Here is a 16,684-nt window from a genome sequence, read left to right as displayed (position 1 = left end):
CCCGCTCGCGCACCGTCGTCGACGCGATGCACGCGCAGGACTTCCTCTACTCGGTGGCGACCATCGCGCCCGACAGCACCTCGCTCTCGATCCCCGGCGTGCACACCGACGCCTTCGTCGGCGGCGAGGAGCCGGGCCGCGTCGTCGCGCAGATCGCCGACGCCGGCATCCGCATCGTCACCCTCACCGTGACCGAGAACGGATACAGCTACTCGGCCGCGACCCAGCACCTCGACCTCGACGACGCCACCGTGCGCGCCGACCTCGGCGGCAGTGCTCCCCGCTCCACGATCGGCCAGCTCGCACGTGGCCTGCAGGCCCGCGCCGCGGCCGGCGGCGAGCCGATCTCGATCCTCAGCTGCGACAACCTCGCCGCGAACGGCAAGCACACCGAGAAGCTCGTCCGCGAATTCCTGCAGGCGCTCCCGCAGGCCGAGGGCGCCGACACGCTGGCCTACCTCGACCACGCCGTCTCGTTCCCGTCGAGCATGGTCGACCGCATCGTGCCGGCGACCACCCCTGAACTGCGCGCCCGCGTCGGCGCGCTCCTCGGTGCGCACGACGAGATCCCCGTGCCAGCCGAGCCCTTCACGATGTGGGCCATCGAAGACAGCTTCGCCGGCGGACGCCCGGCATGGGAAGCCGGTGGCGCGGTGTTCACCGACGAGGTGGGCCGCTACGAGCAGATGAAGGTGCGCCTGCTCAACGGCACGCACTCCCTGATCGCCTACCTCGGTGCGCTCCGCGGCGTGGGCACGATCCCCGAGGCCATCGGTCTCGACGAGATCGCGGATGCCGCCCTGGCAGTGCTGCGCGGCGAGTACGAGCCCTCGATCGAGGTGCCGTCCGGCGTCGACATCCGCGCTTACGAGTCCGAGCTCTTCGAGCGCTGGGGCAACAGTGCACTCGGACACCGCACCAGCCAGGTCGGCACCGACGGATCGGTCAAGCTGCGCCAGCGCATCCCGGAGCCGGCGATGCTCGCGCTCCGCGCCGGCGAGATGCCGCACCTGATCGCCCTCACCGTGGCCGGGTACCTCTCGTGCATCGCCCCGCTCCCCGGCTTCGACCCCGGCGTCCACGCGGCCGCCATGACGGATGCCGCGCGCGAGCGTCTCCAGGCCCTCGCCGCCACCGCACGCGACGGCCGCGAGCTCGCCGAGCGCGTGATCGCCGAGCAGCAGCTGTTCGGTGATGAACTCGCAGGGCAGGACTCGTTCATCGCTCGCGTCGGCGAGCTCATCGACACGATCCGGCGTCGCAGCGTCGACGCAGCGATCGCCGATGCCCTCTCGGCATCCCAGACCATCACGAAGGAGATGCAGCCATGAAGGCTCTCGCCATCCACGGCAAGGAAGACATCCGCTGGGAGGACCGCGAGGTCCCGACGCCCGGTGACGGCGAGGTCCGCCTGCGGGTGAACTACGTCGGCATCTGCGGATCCGACCTGCACTACTACTTCCACGGCGCGAACGGCGAGTACACGATCCGTGAGCCGCTGACGCCTGGACACGAGCTGTCCGGCGTGGTCGACCTCGATCCATCCGGCCGCCTGGCGCCCGGCACTCCGGTGACCGTGCACCCCGCTCGCTACGGCCCCAGTATCCCCGGTCTCGAGGACCGCCCGCACCTGCGCCCCGGCGGCGACTACTTCGGCAGCGCCGCGGCGAACCCGCATCGCCAGGGCGGAGCATCCGAGTACCTGTTGGTCGAGGAGCAGATGGTCCGCGTGCTGCCCGAGAGCCTCCCGCTCGAGCGTGCGGCGCTCGCAGAGCCCCTCGCCGTCGCGATCCACGCCGTGAGCCTCGCCGGCGACATCACCGGCAAGCGCGTGCTCGTGATCGGCGCCGGCCCGATCGGACTGCTCGTCGTCGCGGCAGCCGTCCACGCCGGAGCCGCAGTCGTCGGCGCCAGCGATGTGCGCACCGAGCCGCTCGACCGTGCACAGGCACTCGGTGCGACCGAGGTCTCCCTCGTCGGCCGCGACACGATCGAGAACGAATCGTACGACGTCGTCCTCGAGTGCTCCGGCGTCGGCGTGGCGCTGACCTCGGCCGTGCGAGCTGCGCGTCGCGCCGGCACCATCGTGCAGGTCGGCATGCTCCCGAACGCCGACATCGGCGTGAACCTCGCGCCGATGCTCGCGAAGGAGCTGACGATCCGCGGCGCCTTCCGCTTCTCCACCGAGATCGACGACGCGGTCAGCATGCTGGCCGAATCGGATGCGCTCGACTCCGTCGTCTCGCATGTCATCCCGGCATCGGATGCCGTGCAGGCGTTCGAGCTCGCTCGGGACTCGTCCGCCTCGGCCAAGGTCCTGCTCTCCCTCTAGCGATACCCCCACCCTGTTCCTGGTCCAAAGGAGTACCTTCCATGTCAGAACCGCAGACGACGGCACCGGCCGTCGATGACCCCACCGCGAAGAGGTCGGTCCGCGACCTCGTTCGCGCCGCCATCTCCGGCTGGCTCGGCACCGCCCTCGAGTTCATGGACTACCAGCTCTACTCGCTGGCAGCCGCGCTCGTCTTCGCCGACCTCTTCTTCTCCTCCGAGAATCCCGCCGTGGCGGTCGTCGCCGCGATGGCCACCTACGGCGTCGGCTACGTCGCACGCCCGGTCGGCGCGTTCTTCTTCGCCCGCCTCGGTGACAAGACCGGCCGCACGAAGGTGCTGTTCTACACGATCCTCCTGATGGGGCTCGCGACCACCCTCATCGGCTTCCTGCCCACGTACAACCAGGTGGGCGTGCTCGCGCCGATCCTGCTCGTGCTGCTCCGCATCGCGCAGGGCTTCGGTGCCGGTGCTGAGATCTCGGGCGCCGGCGTCATGCTCGCCGAGTACGCACCGGCGAAGCGCCGCGGCATCATCGCCTCGCTCGTCGCGCTCGGCACCAACTGCGGAACCCTGCTCGCCTCCGGCATCTGGGCGATCCTCCTCGTCGCATACAGCGAGCAGGAAGTCATCGACTGGGCATGGCGCATCCCCTTCATCGGCAGCGCCATCATCATGCTCTTCGCGATCTGGGTGCGCTTCAACCTCAAGGAGACCCCGGTCTTCGAGGAGCGCGACGACGTCGTCGACGGCAAGGCCCTCTCCCGCGAGGAGACGATCCAGCTCGCCACCGAGACCGGCGACGTCCGCACCCTCGAGGCCATGGAGCGCAAGCCCTGGAAGGCGTTCTCGATCGCCCTGCTGCTGCGCTTCGGCCAGGCCGGCAACTCCGGCATGATCCAGACGTACCTGATCAGTTACATCACCGTCGTGCTGCTGCTCGACCGCTCGATCGGCGTCAACGCCGTGATCGTCTCGTCGCTCGTCGCCTTCATCACCGTGCCGCTCTCCGGCTGGCTCGGTGACAGGTTCGGTCGCAAGCGCATGTACATGATCTGGGCGATCATCGCGCTCATCATCATCATCCCGACGATGCTCATGATCAGCAGCGGCGTCACGGTGCAGGTCTTCATCGGCTACGTCGTGCTGCACAACCTCGCGGTGATGAGCTTCGCTTCGCTCGAGAACCTCACGCTGCCCGAGCTGTTCGGCGCCCGCAACCGCTACACCTTCACGGCCATGGCCCGTGAGATCGCCGCCATCATCGCGACCGGTGCGGGTCCCGTCATCGCCGCCGCGTGGGTCTCGGCCGTCACCGGCTCGTTCATCCCGATCATCATCATGCTCTTCATCTTCACGCTGAGCGCGCTGATCGCGTCGATCTGGATGCCGGAGGTCGCCGGTCGCGATCTGACCGATCCGCGCGACGCGATCTGATCGAACCACACCCACTCGGGGTGCGGCCGCCCGAACGGCCGCACCCCACTCCATTTCCACTCCACTTCTGAGGAACCTCGCAATGACCATCGAGCTCGTCGACGTCAACATCACCAGCCCCGGCCGCAACTTCGTGACGCTGCAGATCACGACCTCCGACGGCATCACCGGGCTCGGTGACGCCACCCTGAACGGCCGCGAGCTCGCGGTCGCCTCCTACCTCGCCGACCACGTCGCCTCGATGCTGATCGGTCGCGACGAGGACCGGATCGAAGACACCTGGCAGTACCTCTACCGCGGACCGTACTGGCGCCGCGGCCCGGTCACGATGGCCGCGATCGCCGCCGTCGACATGGCGCTGTGGGACATCAAGGCCAAGAAGGCCGGAATGCCGCTGTACCAGCTGCTCGGCGGCGCGAGCCGCGAGGGCGTGCGCGTCTATGCCCACGCCTCCGGCACCGACTACGCCGCGCTGAAGAACGCGATCACCGGCTACGAAGAGCTCGGCTACACCGCGGTGCGCGTGCAGACCGGCGTCCCGGGCCTCGGTCAGATCTACGGCGTCTCGGCCACCGGCCCCGGCGTGCGCTACGACTACGAGCCCGCCAAGCGCGTCGAGAACGGCCGCCCGAGCGAGGAGCGGTGGGACACCCGCAACTACCTCAACCACATGCCGGGGATCTTCTCGCAGATCCGCGAGGACTTCGGCACCGACCTGCGCATCCTGCACGACGGCCACCACCGCATGACGCCGATCGAGGCCGCACGCTTCGCGAAGGACATCGAGCCCTACGACCTGTTCTGGCTCGAGGACTGCACCCCCGGCGAGGACCAGACGGCGCTGCGCCTGGTGCGCCAGCACTCCACGACCCCGCTCGCGATCGGCGAGGTCTTCAACTCGGTGTACGACTACCAGACGCTCATCACCGAGCGCCTGATCGACTACGTGCGCTCGGCGGTGACCCACACCGGTGGCATCACGGCCATGAAGAAGCTGCTGGACTTCGCCGCGATCTACGGCATCAAGTCGGGCATCCACGGCCCGACCGACATCTCGCCGGTCGGCATGGCCGCGGCGCTGCATCTCGACCTCGCGATCCACAACTTCGGCATCCAGGAGTACATGCCGCACAACGAGCAGACGCTCGAGGTGTTCCAGACGTCGTTCACGTTCGACAAGGGCTTCCTGCACCCGGGAGACAAGCCCGGCCTGGGTGTCGAGCTCGACGAGGACGCCGCAGCAGGATACGACTACACGAAGGCGTACCTGCCGGTGAACCGTCTGCTCGATGGCACGGTCCATGACTGGTGAGGTCGCTCGGGTCGCGCTGCCCTCGCGCAGCGTCGACTCGCGACTCATCGTCGTGGCCAGGGCGCAGCGCGCCGAGGACTACGACCGTGTGCTCGATGTGCTGATCGACGCCGGCATCCGCAGCGTCGAGCTCACGCTCACCACGCCCGGCACCTTCGACCGGCTGCCGCACCTGCTCGCGCAGTACGGCGGCGTCGCCGACCTCGGCGTCGGCACCGTGACGAACTCGTCCGACCTCGCGAAGGCGGTCGATGCCGGAGCGAGCTACCTCGTGACCCCGATCACCTCGCCCGCGTTCGTGCAGCAGGCGACGGATGCCGGTGTGCCGATCGTTCCTGGCGGCCTCACCCCGACCGAGCTGTTCGCATCGTGGTCGGCCGGAGCATCCGCCGTGAAGATCTTCCCCGCCGGACAGGTCGGTCCCGCGTATCTGAAGGACCTGCGCGGACCCTTCCCCGACCTCGTCGCGGTGCCGTCCGGCGGTGTCGATCTGGCCGGAGCCGCCGCCTGGCTGCAGGCCGGCGCTGTCGCGGTGAGCGTCGGCGGGCCGCTGCTCGGCGACGCCTTCACTGGCGGCGACCTGGTGGCGCTGCGCGACCGCGCCCAGGCGTTCGTCGAGGTCTGCGAGCGGTGACCGCTGCATCCGTCGTCACGCTCGGCGAGACCATGGCGCTCGTGCGCACGACCGAGATCGGCTCGCTGCGTCACGCCCACGGCATGGCGCTCGGCATCGGCGGCGCCGAGACCAACGTGGCGATCGGGCTGGCGCGCCTCGGCGTCGCCGTGTCGTGGCTCGGCCGGGTCGGCGACGATTCGCTCGGCGAGCGGGTCGCGCGCGAGATCCGCGCAGAGGGCGTCGACGTTCGGACTGTGGTCGATCCGGATGCTCCGACCGGCCTGATGGTGAAGGAGCGGCCGTCCGCCGCATCCACCGCCGTGCACTACTACCGGGCTGGATCGGCCGGGTCTCGTCTTGGTGCGGCGGATCTGCCCGATGGCTGGGTCGAGAGCGCGTCACTGCTGCACGTCACCGGGATCACGCCACTGCTGTCGACGAGTGCGCGTGACGCGGTGCTCGCCGCGGTCGCTCGGGCGCGAGCCGCCGGAGTGACGGTGAGCTTCGACATCAACTACCGTTCGGCGCTGGCCATTCCGGCCGTCGCCGGCCCCGTGCTGTGCGAGATCGCAGAGCACGCGGACATCGTGTTCGGTGGCGACGACGAGTTCGCGATCCTGTACCCGGATGCGTCGTCCGCCGAGTCGGCTGCGCTGCTGCGGGATGCCGGATGCGCGACGACCGTCCTGAAGCAGGGCCCGGCCGGCGCGACGGTGTTCATCGGCGATACGACGGTCGAGTCATCCGGGTTCGTGATCGACGCGATCGACACGGTCGGCGCGGGGGACGCCTTCGTCTCGGGCTACCTGAGCGCGCTGCTCGACGGGCTCGACGTCGACGCGACCCTGCGCCGCGCGAACGCCTGCGGCGCGATGGCCTGCCTCACTCCCGGCGACTGGGAGGCCGCGCCGACGCTGCGCGACCTCGCGCGCTTCCTCGACGGCGGGGCGGACCCGGTGCGGCGCTAGCGGCGGCTGGCTGGGTCGGGCCTTCGCCATCTGCACGAGCATCCGACATCTGCACGACCGATCCCGGTGGATTCCTCGTGCATCCGTCGGGGTCTCCTGCAGACGACCGACGGCCCGCGGTCGCAGCCAGCCCCTGGACGGTCCGCTCCATGGCATCCCGTCGTACGCTGGTGCCATGCAGCCCGTGTGGATGACTGAGACCTGCGGGGCCGTGACGAATGCATGACGTGATCGTGATCGGCGCCGGACTCGCGGGGCTCCGCTGCGCCGGGCTGCTCGCAGAAGACGGGCTCGATGTCGTCGTCCTCGAAGCGGCGGATGCCGTCGGAGGACGCCAGCGCACCGACATCGTCGACGGGTTCCGGCTCGACCGCGGCTTCCAGGTGCTCAATCCGGCGTACCCCGCGCTCCGGCGCAGCGTCGATCTCGACGCACTCGCGCTGGGGAGCTTCCCGGTCGGCGTGCGGGTGCGCACCGAGCGCGGGATGGCCGAGCTGCGGCATCCACTGCGGCATCCGCTCTCGATCGTCGCCTCCCTGCGCAGCGGCCTGGTGAACGGAACGGATGCCGTCGCCCTGGCCCGCTGGGCCGCGCCGGCACTGGTCCATCCGATCTCGCGCCTCGCCCAGAACGATGTCACCCTCAGCGAGGGCTGGGATGCCGCAGGGCTCCGCGGACCGCTCCGCACCGCCGTGCTCGAGCCGTTCCTCGCCGGGGTCCTGGCGGAGCGCCGCGGCGAGACGTCGAACGCGTTCGCCCGACGGCTCATCCGGTACTTCGCGCTCGGCCGTCCTGGCCTGCCCGCACAAGGGATCGCCGCGGTTCCTGAGCAGCTCGCCGCGCACGCACGCGCGGCCGGTGCGGACATCCGCCTCGGCGCCCGCGTCGAACGCACATCGGCGCTGGGCTCGGGCATGCAGGTCGAACTGGCCGACGGCGACCCCGTCAGCGCAGCTCGGGTGGTCGTCGCTGTCGGCCCCGATGCCGTCGCCGATCTCACCGGGCTCCCCGCGCCGGCGACGAACGGCCTGCAGACCTGGTGGTTCGCCGCCGCCGAACCACCGACCAGGTCCGCGCTGCTCGCCGTCGACGGCCGTGGCCGCGGGCCGATCGTGAACACCGTCGTGATGACGAACACCGTGCCCTCGTACGCCCCGGCCGGACGCCACCTCATCGCCGCGACCTGCCTGCTGCCGCGCGGCGGCGCTCCCGCCGACGAGAACGACGTCCGCCGCCACCTGAGCGAGATCTGGAATGCCGACGTCACTGCGTGGGAGCTGGTGCGGCGCGACGACATCGTCGACGCGCTCCCCGCCCAACCCGCACCCCTCGGGGCACCGCGATCCCCGCGCTCCGCCGATCGTCTGTACGTCGCCGGCGACCATCGAGACACCGCGTCGATTCAGGGTGCACTCGCATCCGGCGAACGAGCCGCGCGCGCGATCCTGACTGACGCGGGGGCACCGGGAAGCGCCGGATCGCTGCGCCGCTGACGACACGACGACGGTCGGGGCTCCGCATCCTCGCGCGCACCCAGCACGGTGTCCACCCCCTCTCGCTCGCGTGCCTCCGCACCTAGGATCGGCCCATGCACACACGCACACTCGGCAACGACACCGTCGGCCGCGTCGAGGTCGGCGCGATCGGGCTCGGCCTGATGACCTTCGACCAGACCGGCCACCAGCCCCGCGAGCAGTTGCTCGACACGGTCCGCGCCGCGCTCGACGCCGGCGTCACCCTGTTCGACACCGCAGACGCGTACGGGCCGGGCACGGAGCTCGGCGCGGATGCACAGGGCGAGAACGAGAAGCTCATCGCCTCGATCCTCGACGAGCTGGGCGTGCGCGACCGCGTGTTCCTCGCCACCAAGGGCGGCGCGTTCCGCATCGACGGCGGCGGCTGGGACATCGACGGACGCCCCGAGCACCTGCACCGGGCGGTCGACGCCAGCCTGTCCCGGCTCGGAGTCGCCCAGATCGCGCTGTGGCAGCACCACCGCCCGGACCCGAAGGTCGACTTCGCGGAGACCATCGGCGCGCTGGTCGAGATCGCCGGCAGTGGGAAAGTCCGGATGATCGGGCTGTCCAACGTGGACCCGGGCCAGATCCGAGCCGCGCACGAGGCGCTGGGTGACACGCTCGTCAGCGTGCAGAACCAGTTCAGCCCGAAGTTCCGCAGCAGCCGGCCGGAGATCGACGTCTGCGCCGAGCTGGGGCTGGCCTTCCTGCCCTGGAGCCCGCTCGGCGGGCTGTCGGACGCCAAGGAGCTCGCCACCCGGCATCCGGCCTTCCAACAGGTGGCCGAGGCCCGCGGCGTGAGCGCCCAGCAGGTGGCGCTGGCCTGGGAGCTGGCCCAGTCCCCCGTGGTCATCCCGATTCCAGGGGCAAAGCGCCCGCAGTCGGTCCGCGACTCCGCAGCGGCCGCCGACCTCGACCTGACCCCGGACGAGCTGGCCGCGCTCGATCAGGACTGAACGCGCGACCTCACACCTCGACTGGTCGGATCGTGTGACTTGCACGAGCATCCGACACCTGCAGGTTCGATTCGGGCCCATTCTCCTGCATCCGTCGAGATCTCGTGCAGGTGCCGGATGATGACGGATGCCGGGACGGATGCCGGGAGCCCGTGCGGCCGCCGAGGGCCGCGACCTCACACCGCGACGGGAGCCTCCACGAGGCGACCGTCGATGAGCTGGACGACACCGTGCATGCGCGGCAGGTGCACCAGGTCGTGGGTCACGAGCAGAGTCGACGTGTTCAGCTCATCGGTGAGGCGCAGGATGAGGTCGATGATGCTCGCTCCGCGTTCCTGATCCAAGGCGCTGGTCGGCTCGTCGACCAGGAGCACGCTCGGGTCGTTCATCAACGCCCGGGCGATGTTGATGCGCTGACGCTGACCGCCCGAGAGCTGATGCGGTCGCTTGGCACCGTGGTCGGCGAGCCCGACGGCGTCGAGCAGCGCGTCGGCTCGGTCCGAGCTCACTGCACGACGACGACGGCTGCCCCGAGCGCCGAGCTCGTTCATGACCGTGAGCTGCTCGCGGGCGGTGAGTGCGGGGATCAGATTGGACTGCTGGAACACGATCCCGACCTTCTCCCGACGCAGTTCCGTCGCTTCGCGGGCGTGCAGCCCGGTGGCGTCCACGTCATCGATGAACACCTGACCGGTATCAGGGTGGATCAGTGTGGCGGCGACCGCGAGCAGGCTCGACTTGCCCGACCCGCTGGGCCCCGTGATGCCGGTGACGGTGCCGGGGTGGGCGGTGAGCGAGACGTCGTCGACGGCGGTGACGCGGCTGTCGCCGTCGGGGAAGGTCAGGGTGATGTTGTTCAGGCGGATCATCGGTTGCTCCCGAGTGCGGTGAGTGGGTCTGCGGAGGTGACGGAACGGAGCGCGAATGCGGCTCCGCCGAGACCGAGGATGATCATGATCGCGCCGGGGAGCACGGTCGTGATCGGACTGAGCAGGAACGGCAGCGCGGTGCCGGCGAGCGTGCCGAGCACGCCGACGATGCCCAACCCGATCCCGATCCCGGCCACGAGCACGATCAACGCCTGGCCGAGTGCGTCGCGCACCAGCGACGGGGTGCTGGCCCCCAGCGCCTTGAGCACGGCGATGTCGCCCTTCCGCTGCATCGTCCAGACGGTGAAGAACGCACCGATCACGAGTCCGGAGATGCCGAACAGCATCCCGACCATCAGCAGCAGCGAGCCGATCTCGGACCGGAATGCGCTCAGCGCCATGAGCGAGCCCAGCGTCGACTCCGAGACCGTGTCGTTCGCCGCGTCCGCAGCATCCCACTCCGGGCTCCCGGTCACCGCGAGCACGGTCGCGTACGCGTCGGGGTTGCCCGTGGCGGCGGAGTAGGTCTGCCAGTCGTGGAGCGTCATCTGCACGACCGGGGTGTGGCTGTACCAGCCGTCGCCGCCGATCGTCTCGACCGTGTAGCCGGTGCCCCCGATCGTCACGTCGTCTCCGGTCCGCACGCCGAGGGCGTCTGCGGCAGGATCGGACACGCCGAGCCGTCCGTCGGCAGAGGGTGCGGTGGTGTCGAACCCCGGCTCCACACCGAACACGGCGATCGCGGCACGGGTGTCTCCGGCTTCGCCGCGGGTCTGGCTGATCCCGACCGGCCGGGCGGTCGCGACCCCGTCGGTCGCGGCCCAGTCCGTCGCCTGCTCCTCGGTGATGGCGGAGTCGGCGAAGCTGGCTGAGGTCTCTCCCGCGGTCGGGGCGGAGAACACGATCCGATCGGCCGGCAGACCGACCACGGCCGAGATGTTCTGGGTCGCCAGGCCACCGGTCAGGCCGCTGAGGAAGCCGACGAGCACGGTGATGAGCGCGACGACGGCGCCGATGAGGATGAATCGACCTCTGGCGAAGCGGAGCTCGCGGAGTGCGACGAACATGGTGTGTGCCTTTCCTGTCGCCGGACGCGACGACCGTTCCACTCTCGTCCGCCGTCTCGGCTCGGTCATCGGCCACCGGAATGCTGTTCCGCGCCCGCAGTGCGCACCCGCGGATCCTCCTTTCAGACGATGACCGTCCCCGCACGGCGGCGTAAAGTTCAGCCCATGGCCCACACCGCACTGACCCCGGTCTTCGTGGGTCTGCGCACAGGGCTGCACGTGCTGTTCCTCGCGCTCGCGGGTGTCGTGATCGTCCGGGCCCTGCTCGCCCCGACCGATGCGAGCGTCACCGTGATCATCCTCACGGTCGTCCTCGTGGTGACGTATGCGTTCGGGGCGGTGCTGACGCGGACCAGCCGTGCTCGGGGCATCGCGCCGCTGGCGTGGTTGGCGGTCCTGACGGTCGAATGGGCTGTGCTGCTGTGGTTGATCCCGGATGCCGCCTACCTCGTGTTCCCGCTGTTCTTCCTCTTTCTCCATCTGCTCGGGCGCTGGTGGGGGTCGGCAGCGATCCTGGCCTCCACGATCGTCGCGATCTGCGCCCTCGGCGTGCACAGCGGATGGACGGTCGGCGGGGTCGTCGGTCCCCTCGTCGGCGCCGGCGTCGCGCTCCTGATCGGCCTCGGCTACCAGGCACTCGCCCGCGAGGCCGAGCAACGCGAAGCGCTCGTCCGAGAACTCATCGCCACGCAGGGCCAGCTCGCCGCGACGGAGCACGAATCGGGGGTGCTCGCCGAACGCGCCCGGCTCGCCCGCGAGATCCACGACACCCTCGCGCAGGGGCTCTCCAGCATCCAGATGCTGCTGCACGCGGCTGAGCGCGCCGACCCAGGGCGCCCCGGCATCGAGCACATCCGCCTCGCCCGCGAGACGGCGGCGGCGAACCTGGCCGAGGCACGCCGCTTCATCCGCGAGCTGACCCCGCCGCAGCTCGACGATCAGACCCTGGGCGGAGCGCTCCGCCGCCTCGCCGCCACCCAGTGGGCCAGCCAAGGACTCGACGTGCAGGTGCGCGTCTCCGACACGATCACCCTGCCGATGCATCTGCAGACCGCACTGCTCCGCATCGCGCAGGGGGCGATCGCGAACGTGATCCAGCACGCGCAGGCCACCGCAGCGACCATCACGATCACGGTCGACGCAGACTGGCTGCACTTCACGGTCACCGACGACGGGACCGGATTCGACCCGGCACTGCCCTCGAAGGATGCCGCGGAGAAGTCGGACTCGTTCGGGCTGCAGGCGACGGCCGAGCGGGTGCAGCAGCTCGGCGGCACGCTCACGGTGGATTCCCCGACGGGCCGAGGCACGACCCTGGCCGTCGAGCTCCGAGTGGCGGAACTCGCATGATCCGGCTCGTGATCGCGGATGACCACCCGATCGTCCGTGCCGGGCTGACCGCTCTGTTCAGCCTGGAGCCCGACGTCGAGATCGTCGCCGAGGCGAGCGCGCCGGATGAGGCCGTTGAACTCGCCGAACGCCTGAGCCCGGACGTCGTGCTCATGGACCTGCAGTTCGGCTCGAACGAGACCGCCACCGGCGCAGACGCGACGCGGCGCATCCGCGCGCTCGACGCAGCCCCGTACGTGCTCGTGCTCACGAACTACGATTCGGATGCCGACATCCTCAGCGCGGTCGAAGCCGGGGCCAGCGGCTACCTCCTGAAGGACGCACCGCCGCATGAGCTCATCGCCGCCGTCCGAGCGGCCGCTGCGGGCGAGAGCGCCCTCGCACCCGTGATCACCTCCCGGCTGCTCGACCGGATGCGCGCTCCGCAGATCAGTCTGAGCAGCCGCGAGATCGAGGTTCTCGAGCTCGTGGCCGCCGGCAAGTCCAACACCGACGTCGCGAACGAGCTGTTCATCAGCGAGACGACCGTGAAGTCGCACCTCGCGCACATCTTCTCCAAGCTCGACGTCAGCTCCCGCACGGCCGCCGTCTCCGCAGCGCGCCGACGCGGCATCCTCCGGTAGCCCTGGCACGCGTCACCTGCACGAGGGTCCGACACCTGCACGACGCATCCGTCCGGATCCTCGTGCAGGTGTCGAGATCTCGTGCAGACGGCAGCTGCCGACCGGTGGCTCGTCCGGTCGGCGAACGGTCAGCACCTCCTGGATACACTCGACCGATGCCTGAGACCTCGAACGATCCGACCGATCCGTTCGTCCGCGTTCGCGGCGCCAACGAGAACAACCTCCGCAACGTCGACGTCGATGTGCCGCGCGACCGGATCGTCGCGTTCACCGGCGTCTCCGGATCGGGCAAATCCTCGCTCGCGTTCGGCACGATCTTCACGGAAGCCCAGCGCCGGTACCTTGAGTCGGTCGCCCCCTACGCGAGGCGGCTCATCCAGCAGGGACATGATCCGCACGTCGAGTCGATCTCGGGCCTGCCGCCGGCCGTCGCGCTGCAGCAGCGCCGTGGCGCACCCAGTTCGCGATCCAGCGTCGGCACCGTCACCACGCTCTCGAATTCGCTCCGGATGCTGTTCTCCCGCGCCGGCACGTTCCCTGCGGGCTTCACGACGAGGCTCGACTCCGACGCGTTCTCACCGAACACCGTGGCCGGCGCGTGCCCGGAGTGCCACGGCATCGGCATCTCGCACACCGTCACCGAGGATTCGCTCGTCCCCGACCCCTCGCTGAGCATCCGTGACGGCGCGATCGCCGCCTGGCCCGGCGCGTGGCAGGCGAAGAACCTGCGCGACATCACCGTCGCGCTCGGCTACGACGTCGACCGTCCATGGCGCGACCTCGATCAGGCCGATCGCGACTGGATCCTGTTCACCGACGAACAGCCGGTCGTGCAGATCACCCCGCAGCGCGATCGCGTCGCGAAGCCGTACAACGGCATGTTCTGGAGCGCGAAGAAGTACGTGTTCCACACGCTCGCCGACTCGAAGAGCCAGATGATGCGCACGAAGGTGCTGCAGTTCGTCCGCTCCGGCCCGTGCCCGCTCTGCCACGGCACCGGTCTTCGTCGCGAAGCCCTGGCGGTCACCTTCGCCGGACGATCGATCGCCGAGCTCAACGCCCTCCCGATGACCGAGCTCGCCGAGATCATCCGTCCGACGACGCAGCTGACGGATGCCGAGCCGGCATTGCCGACCACCCTCTCCGGCGAGCGCACCGATGTCGCCGTCGCCCTGACGACCGACCTGCTGGCGCGCATCACGGTGCTCACGGACCTCGGCCTCGGCTACCTCGGACTCGGCCGCGTGACGACCACCCTCTCCCCCGGCGAGATGCAGCGGCTTCGCCTCGCGACCCAGCTGCGGTCGGGACTCTTCGGCGTCATCTACGTGCTCGACGAGCCGTCGGCCGGCCTGCACCCCGCCGACGCCGAACCGCTGCTCGAGGTCCTGGAGCAGCTCAAGCGCTCCGGCAACTCGGTGTTCGTGGTCGAGCACAACATGGACGTCGTGCGGCACGCCGACTGGATCGTCGACGTCGGTCCCGGCGCGGGCGAGGGCGGCGGCGAGGTGCTCTACAGCGGCTCGGTCGACGGACTCTCGTCGGTCGATGCATCCGTCACCCGGCCGTTCCTCTTCCCCGAGCAGCACACGCCGGCCGACGAGCGTCGCGAACCCCGCGAACCGTCCGACTGGCTCACGGTCGAGGGCATCACGCTGCACAACCTCGTCGATGTCGATGTGGCCATCCCGCTCGGGACGTTCGTCGCGGTCACCGGCGTCTCGGGGTCGGGCAAGTCGACGCTCGTGAGCCGGGTGCTCCGCGATGTGGTGCGCGGGCATCTGCGCTCCGACGACGACGGCACCACCGACGACCTCGACGATGAGACGACCGCCGACCTCGCTGAGGCGACGGTGCCCGACGCGGATGCCGACGCCCTCGCCGTCCGCCGAGCGCAGGGTCTGGAGCACATCGACCGCCTCGTGCGGGTCGACCAGAAGCCGATCGGACGCACGCCGCGCTCGAACCTCGCGACCTACACGGGCCTGTTCGATGCCGTGCGCGCGGCGTTCGCGAAGACCGACCTCGCCAGGGAGCGCGGCTACTCCGCTGGACGCTTCTCGTTCAACGTCGCCGGGGGTCGCTGCGAGACCTGCCTCGGCGAGGGGTTCGTGTCGGTCGAGCTCCTCTTCCTCCCCGGCAGCTATGGCCGGTGCCCCACCTGCCACGGCGCTCGCTACAACGCCGAGACGCTCGAGGTCACCTACGAGGGCAAGACGATCGCCGATGTCCTCGCCCTGACGGTCGAGCAGGCATCCGAATTCCTGGCGTCAGTGCCCGCAGCCGCTCGCAGCCTGCAGACCCTGCTCGATGTCGGACTCGGCTACCTGCGCCTCGGCCAGCCCGCGACCGAACTGTCCGGTGGTGAAGCGCAGCGCATCAAACTGGCGACCGAGCTGCAGCGCGTGCGCCGTGGCCACACCCTCTACCTCCTCGACGAGCCGACGACCGGGCTGCACCCGGCCGACGTGCGACTGCTGCTCGCGCAGCTGCACACGCTCGTCGACTCGGGAGACACGGTCGTGGTCGTCGAGCACGAGATGGATGTCGTCGCGGCAGCGGACTGGGTCATCGACCTCGGGCCATCCGGCGGAGACGCCGGTGGACGCATCATCGCGGCCGGCACGCCGGATGCCGTCGCGAAGGACCCGGCGAGCCGCACGGCACCGTATCTCGCCGCGCGTCTCGCGCGCCGCTGATTCAGCGGGTTCACGACTCCGATTCCATGCTGCAGTCGGCATGAAGCGAGCCCTATGCTCTGACCATGTCGATCAGGGGGTCAGGCGTGCGCAGAGCATCGCTCCTCGCGCTGTGCGGCGCCGCGGTCGTCGTGATGTCCGGCTGCGCAGCCCCCGAGCTCTCACCCTCGGGAGCGGGTGAGCCCCGGGTCGTCGCAGCACGCGAAGGACTCGCTCAGAGACAGGACTCGATCCTGACGAGCGTCGCGATGGGCACGCCGCTGTCGGTCAGCGTGAATGACGCCTGCGACCGAGGCTCGTACAGCGCGCCGTGGGGTCCGTTCGATGACTACGACTGGCAGTGCAGCCGTTGGACGTCGTGGGTGATCGGAAGCGACATCGTCGATCCTGGTGCACTCATCGCCGCCTATCGCGCGCATCTGAGCGAGACGGGGTGCGAACCCGACGTATCGACGTTCGACCAGGTCACGGGGTACTGGGCCTCGTACGGGGTCGCCGGGCACCTCGACACCGGCGAGCCCTATACCGTCGACAGCCTCCCAGGTGCGTCTGCGCAGTGTCCGGAGGGCGTTCAGATCGGAATCACCTTCGGTTCCTCAGCCGCGTTCGATGCCTCGGAGTACGCGACCTTCGCGGTCGATGAAGGCGAGGTCGTCGAAGCCCGACCTCACGACCAGGCCGCCGTGCGCGCGAGCGGGAGCGAGCTCATCGTCGTGGTCAACACGAACGCCGTCTATCACGTCGTCCCTCGCGGTGGCCCCGAGCCGTCATCCGACACGACGCCCACGCCGCTCCCCTGCGCGTGTTACAGCGGCAGCGAGTGCGACTGCCCCGGCGGCTGAAAGCGCCGGCGCGTCGCCACGTGCAGGAAGCACCGCCGCGTGCAGGACGAATGCAGCCGGGATCGTCCTGCATCCGGCGATTTCTCCTGCATGTGGC

14 protein-coding genes are annotated in these 16,684 nt (G+C 69.9%); 12 read left to right on the top strand and 2 right to left on the bottom strand.

Annotated elements, in window-relative coordinates; all coding sequences use genetic code 11:
• From V7Z82_RS11205 to V7Z82_RS11170, 8 genes are all read left to right on the top strand, one after another.
• The coding region (locus tag V7Z82_RS11205) for a mannitol dehydrogenase family protein (RefSeq protein ID WP_334151498.1) at window positions 1–1,331 on the top strand (1,331 nt) is incomplete at its 5' end.
• On the top strand, window positions 1,328–2,332 hold the full coding sequence (locus tag V7Z82_RS11200) for an L-idonate 5-dehydrogenase (RefSeq protein WP_334151496.1): 1,005 nt from the start codon (window positions 1,328–1,330) through the stop codon (window positions 2,330–2,332). The genes V7Z82_RS11205 and V7Z82_RS11200, both read left to right, overlap by 4 nt.
• 41 nt (window positions 2,333–2,373) lie before the next feature.
• Window positions 2,374–3,768, top strand: coding sequence for an MFS transporter (locus tag V7Z82_RS11195; protein WP_334151493.1), 1,395 nt, complete (start codon window positions 2,374–2,376; stop codon window positions 3,766–3,768).
• Between the two features lie 82 nt (window positions 3,769–3,850).
• A complete protein-coding gene (manD, locus tag V7Z82_RS11190) occupies window positions 3,851–5,080 on the top strand; it encodes a D-mannonate dehydratase ManD (protein WP_334151488.1) in 1,230 nt (409 codons plus the stop codon).
• Window positions 5,070–5,714 (top strand): bifunctional 4-hydroxy-2-oxoglutarate aldolase/2-dehydro-3-deoxy-phosphogluconate aldolase, encoded by a 645-nt coding sequence (locus V7Z82_RS11185; protein WP_334151486.1) that lies wholly within the window; start codon window positions 5,070–5,072, stop codon window positions 5,712–5,714. The genes manD and V7Z82_RS11185 overlap by 11 nt, the downstream gene beginning before the upstream one ends.
• A complete protein-coding gene (locus V7Z82_RS11180; protein WP_334151485.1) occupies window positions 5,711–6,664 on the top strand; it encodes a sugar kinase in 954 nt (317 codons plus the stop codon). Before V7Z82_RS11185 ends, V7Z82_RS11180 begins: the two co-directional genes overlap by 4 nt.
• 218 nt (window positions 6,665–6,882) lie before the next feature.
• Window positions 6,883–8,157: an FAD-dependent oxidoreductase gene (locus tag V7Z82_RS11175; protein ID WP_334151484.1), complete on the top strand. Its 1,275-nt coding sequence runs from the start codon at window positions 6,883–6,885 to the stop codon at window positions 8,155–8,157.
• A 95-nt stretch (window positions 8,158–8,252) separates the two neighbouring features.
• The gene (locus V7Z82_RS11170) at window positions 8,253–9,137 is read left to right on the top strand and encodes an aldo/keto reductase (protein ID WP_334151483.1); all 885 of its coding nucleotides are present in this window, start codon (window positions 8,253–8,255) and stop codon (window positions 9,135–9,137) included.
• A gap of 176 nt (window positions 9,138–9,313) precedes the next feature.
• Here the strand turns inward: V7Z82_RS11170 and V7Z82_RS11165 are convergent, their stop codons facing one another.
• Together V7Z82_RS11165 and V7Z82_RS11160 are read right to left on the bottom strand one after the other, a co-directional pair.
• Complete coding sequence (locus V7Z82_RS11165) at window positions 9,314–10,006, bottom strand: ABC transporter ATP-binding protein (protein ID WP_334151482.1); 693 nt, start codon at window positions 10,004–10,006, stop codon at window positions 9,314–9,316.
• Entirely contained in the window at window positions 10,003–11,073 is a 1,071-nt protein-coding gene (locus tag V7Z82_RS11160) for an ABC transporter permease (protein ID WP_334151480.1), read from the bottom strand. The genes V7Z82_RS11165 and V7Z82_RS11160 overlap by 4 nt, the downstream gene beginning before the upstream one ends.
• 165 nt (window positions 11,074–11,238) lie before the next feature.
• On the opposite strand from V7Z82_RS11160, the gene V7Z82_RS11155 reads away from it, so the two are divergent.
• From V7Z82_RS11155 to V7Z82_RS11140, 4 genes are all read left to right on the top strand, one after another.
• On the top strand, window positions 11,239–12,423 hold the full coding sequence (locus tag V7Z82_RS11155; protein WP_334151478.1) for a sensor histidine kinase: 1,185 nt from the start codon (window positions 11,239–11,241) through the stop codon (window positions 12,421–12,423).
• Complete coding sequence (locus V7Z82_RS11150; protein WP_334151475.1) at window positions 12,420–13,046, top strand: response regulator transcription factor; 627 nt, start codon at window positions 12,420–12,422, stop codon at window positions 13,044–13,046. The genes V7Z82_RS11155 and V7Z82_RS11150 overlap by 4 nt, the downstream gene beginning before the upstream one ends.
• A gap of 155 nt (window positions 13,047–13,201) precedes the next feature.
• Complete coding sequence (gene uvrA / locus V7Z82_RS11145) at window positions 13,202–15,745, top strand: excinuclease ABC subunit UvrA (RefSeq protein ID WP_334151471.1); 2,544 nt, start codon at window positions 13,202–13,204, stop codon at window positions 15,743–15,745.
• A gap of 65 nt (window positions 15,746–15,810) precedes the next feature.
• Window positions 15,811–16,587 carry a hypothetical protein gene (locus V7Z82_RS11140; protein ID WP_334151468.1) on the top strand — a complete coding sequence of 259 codons (777 nt, stop codon included), beginning with the start codon at window positions 15,811–15,813 and terminating at the stop codon, window positions 16,585–16,587.
• Window positions 16,588–16,684 lie beyond the last annotated feature (97 nt).

The organism is Microbacterium sp. (genome assembly GCF_036823965.1).
Lineage (GTDB): Bacteria > Actinomycetota > Actinomycetes > Actinomycetales > Microbacteriaceae > Microbacterium.
This window is presented reverse-complemented; position numbering and strand designations above follow the sequence as displayed.